Source organism: Rodentibacter mrazii, assembly GCF_001998825.1.
Classification (GTDB): domain Bacteria; phylum Pseudomonadota; class Gammaproteobacteria; order Enterobacterales; family Pasteurellaceae; genus Rodentibacter; species Rodentibacter mrazii.
In genome coordinates, this window is record NZ_MLHG01000115.1 from 1 (window position 1) to 3,839 (window position 3,839).

Annotated in this window: 4 protein-coding genes; 2 read left to right on the plus strand and 2 right to left on the minus strand. The window is 38.3% G+C overall.

Annotated elements, in window-relative coordinates; translation table 11 throughout:
• Window positions 1–193: 193 nt before the first annotated feature.
• Both BKK47_RS11940 and BKK47_RS11945 read right to left on the minus strand, forming a co-directional pair.
• The gene (locus tag BKK47_RS11940) at window positions 194–1,093 is read right to left on the minus strand and encodes an SAM hydrolase/SAM-dependent halogenase family protein (protein WP_077495042.1); all 900 of its coding nucleotides are present in this window, start codon (window positions 1,091–1,093) and stop codon (window positions 194–196) included.
• Window positions 1,094–1,280: 187 nt separating this feature from the next.
• Window positions 1,281–1,754, minus strand: coding sequence for a DMT family transporter (locus BKK47_RS11945; protein ID WP_077495043.1), 474 nt, complete (start codon window positions 1,752–1,754; stop codon window positions 1,281–1,283).
• Window positions 1,755–1,909: 155 nt separating this feature from the next.
• Between BKK47_RS11945 and brnQ the strand changes: the two genes are divergently transcribed.
• Both brnQ and BKK47_RS11955 read left to right on the plus strand, forming a co-directional pair.
• Window positions 1,910–3,223 (plus strand): branched-chain amino acid transport system II carrier protein, encoded by a 1,314-nt coding sequence (gene brnQ / locus BKK47_RS11950; RefSeq protein WP_077495044.1) that lies wholly within the window; start codon window positions 1,910–1,912, stop codon window positions 3,221–3,223.
• 34 nt (window positions 3,224–3,257) lie between these two features.
• The gene (locus BKK47_RS11955; RefSeq protein WP_077495045.1) at window positions 3,258–3,665 is read left to right on the plus strand and encodes a PACE efflux transporter; all 408 of its coding nucleotides are present in this window, start codon (window positions 3,258–3,260) and stop codon (window positions 3,663–3,665) included.
• The last annotated feature ends 174 nt before the right edge of the window (window positions 3,666–3,839 follow it).

Consider the following 3,839-nt stretch of genomic DNA (forward strand, 5'->3'; position numbering starts at 1 on the left):
TGTATATCTTATTAACTTTGCTACTAGATAATGAATTAATCTTCATAGTATTGAAAATGATCTATGAGTCATACTACATTAAATAAAAGAAGAAAAATTTGAGTGTGGTCACAAAATGAACATTTTTCTAAAGTAAATTGCTGTTTTCTTCAGTTATACTAAAGTTCATTAGTCAGTTATGTAAATTACCGAATTACTGTTGACATTTGTGTAAATCGACATTCCAGTCTGCGCCGGAATAGACACCATGGATTTTAGAAAAACTATCCATATTCAGGGCAAATGACACATTGAGTAAACTGTTTAAATAAAGCAACGGTTTTCCTTCTTCCACCTCGCCAAAGCTGCTTACATAAGGCATTCTCCCTGTATATTTAATCTGATTGCCTTCTTTGATTTCAACGCAAGCCTGATCCCCTTTCTTAATCCCGGATTTTTCTAATAATTCATCGCTAATATTTGTCCAGATATTGCCGTATTGAATATCTAAAATAGGAATATTGCCCTTTAAATGATCCTGTTCCAATACCGCTTTTTGATAGGGAATATCCAATACTTTCTTCTCTAACTCATTCCCTACTTCTTCAAATGAAATCGTACCGGAAGCCAGTCTTGCACCCGTATAAGCATACACATCACGTCCATGGAACGTATAAGATTTTTCAGAGCCGGCAAGGCGGTTTTTCTTCTCATCAATCTCTCTTACAGATTCAATACCTAAATGTTGTGCGACTAAGGTTAACGTGCCATTATCAGGTGTCACGAAATAATGTCCTGTTTTAGTTTTCAGAACGACGGATTTACGATCCGTACCGACACCGGGATCAACAACACTGACAAAAACCGTTCCCGCTTTCCAATAAGGTGCGGTTTGATACAAACGATAAGCCGCTTCCCAAATATTATACGGCGGAATTTCATGGGTTAAATCAAACATTTTTAGGTTTTCATCTACTGAAAACGCTACACCTTTCATAGCGGATACCGCACCGTCTTTCAAACTAAAATCAGTTTGTAAAACGAGTGCATTATCAGCGAAAGCCATTTTTGAACAAGCTAAAGCGAATAGAATCGGTAAGAGTTTCTTTGTCATATTTTGCCCCTTATAAGATGATGAGACTAAAGAATAATTTGATATTAATGAATGCAATCCGGTTTTTCAATATTTATTAAGGTGGCGGAAATATTTTGTTTAGAAAATATTATTTGCGGAGCTGAAAAAATAATGGCCGTTGATGTGATCGTTTAACGTGTAAAATCTTATTTAAATTTGACCGCACTTACCCTTTTATTAGAACAAGTAATTTATCGCCAAAAAAGTAGAAAATCAGTCCAAATCCAACAATCAGCAAACCAATTAATTTCGTGATATTGACTTCCCGTACCGGCATGCCGATTAAACCAAAATGATCAATCGTGCCGGCAGTCAATAATTGCCCTATGATGATAAAAAATAACATTGCGGTAATACCAAGTTTAGGGGCAAGTAATATCGTGGTAAACACTGCTAATGCGCCTAACGCACCACCCAATAATTTCCACCAAGGTTGCTGCGGAAGTGCGGTCAAACCTTGCCATAAATCCGTTTTAAATAAGGCAATAAAAAAGAGCAGGATTGTCCCTACCGCAAAGGAAATAAATGTGGCGATAATGGGTTCGTTACCCACCGCTTTGGCAAGCTGGGTATTGATCGCAGATTGGGAGGCAAGCGCTACCCCAGCAATGAATGCAATTAAGATATAAATAAAAAACATAGCTCCTCCAAATAAAGAAATTATAGAAGTTTTGCAACAATCGTCAAATGGGAAAACACTCATAAAATTGACCGCACTTTATTTTTTCATACTAATTACAGCCTCTTGTTATCGTGCTATACTCGCCGCCCATTATTTACAGAGAAACAATTATTATGATTAAAAAAGCAGGTTTAACAGGCCTTCTGTTATTTGGTATGTTTTTTGGTGCCGGCAATTTAATTTTTCCACCGAGCCTAGGGGCACTATCGGGTGAGCAGTTCTGGGCGGCGATTTTAGGTTTTGTGCTGTCCGGTGTTGGGATTGCTATTCTTGCCTTAATCATCGGTATGTTAAATCCAAAAGGTTATGTTGATGAAATTTCGCAGAAAATCACTCCTTGGTTTGCGACCCTTTACTTGGTGATTTTATACCTATCAATCGGGCCTTTTTTCGCGATTCCACGCACTGCTACGGTTGCCTATGAAGTGGGCGTTTCCCCTATGCTTTTCGAAGGAATGAGTGAAATCGGATTAATCGTTTTCACTCTATTGTATTTTGCTGCGGCTTATTTTATCGCCCTTAATCCCTCTAAAATTTTAGATAGTATCGGGCGTATTCTCACTCCGATTTTTGCCTTATTAATTGTTATTTTGGTGCTACTCGGGATTACAAAATATGGTTCTAATCTTCCTCAATCCGCAATAGGGGACTATGCGAAAAGCGCATTTGGCACGGGATTTATTGAAGGGTATAACACCTTAGACGCGCTCGCCTCCGTTGCATTTAGCGTTGTTGCGGTTCAAACCCTAAAACAGCTTGGTTTTAGCTCCCGAAAAGAATATGTGGCGACAATTTGGTTGGTCGGTATTGTGGTGGCGTTAGGTTTTAGCGTCCTTTATGTCGGATTGGCCTATTTCGGTAATCATTTCCCTGTACCGGCGGAGGTGATGAATAGCAATGTCAATAAAGGCGTGTATATTTTATCTCAAGCCACACAAGCGATTTTCGGTGAATCCGCCCAATGGTTTTTAGCTGTAATGGTTGCAATGACTTGTTTTACCACCACTGCGGGGTTAATCGTTTCCACTTCTGAGTTTTTTGCTGACCGTTTCCCCCGTTTTTCCTATCGGGTGTATGCGACAATTTTTACTCTGCTTGGACTGGCGGTTGCAAATTTAGGATTGAATGCCATTATACAATTCTCATTGCCGGTGTTATTAATTCTTTATCCGATTACCATTGTCATCGTGATGTTGGTGGTTGTTAATAAATGGCTTTCCTTGTCAAAAATCGGTATGCAATTAACCGTTGTATTTGTTACCTTTGTTTCGGCAGTAAGCGTGCTAGGCGAACAATTTCAAATTTCAGCGCTCACAGAATGGGTGAATTATCTTCCGTTTGCCGCCATTTCTTTGCCTTGGCTAATCCCGGCATTAATAGGATTAGGGTTTGCATTATTTTTGCCGAATCGTCAAAAGGGCGTATAAATAGATAAAAGTGCGGTCAATTTTTGAATTTATTATGATGACATTAAAAGAACGCCTTTTACATTCAGTACTATTTGAAATAGGAGCTGTGGGGGTATCTACTATTGCAATGCTTTTGGTCAGTCCGGAAAAGGGCGGTGCGGCACTCGGTGTTGGTATATTAATGTCAGTGGTTGCAATGGCTTGGAATCTTATTTTTAATAGCATTTTTGACAAAATCTTTACCGCACCACGCGAAACACGGGGGATTGTTATACGGATTCTTCACACTGTGATGTTTGAATGTGGTCTTCTGATTGCTACTGTGCCAATGATTGCCTACTTTTTTCAACTCACTTTATGGCAAGCACTGATGGCGGATATCGGATTAACCATACTAATTATGATTTATGCTCTGATTTTTAACTGGATTTATGACAATGTAAGATTAAAATTTGTGTAAGTAAAAGCATAAAAAAGTGCGGTCAGTTTGCAAAATATTTTTGAAATTGACCGCACTTCATCTTTTCCTCATCATTATTAAAAATTTCTTCATTACAGTATTTATTTATTCATCAATTTCAGCCATAATCGCGCGGCTTATTACTTTATTATTTTTGAGGAAATTTTTATGTCG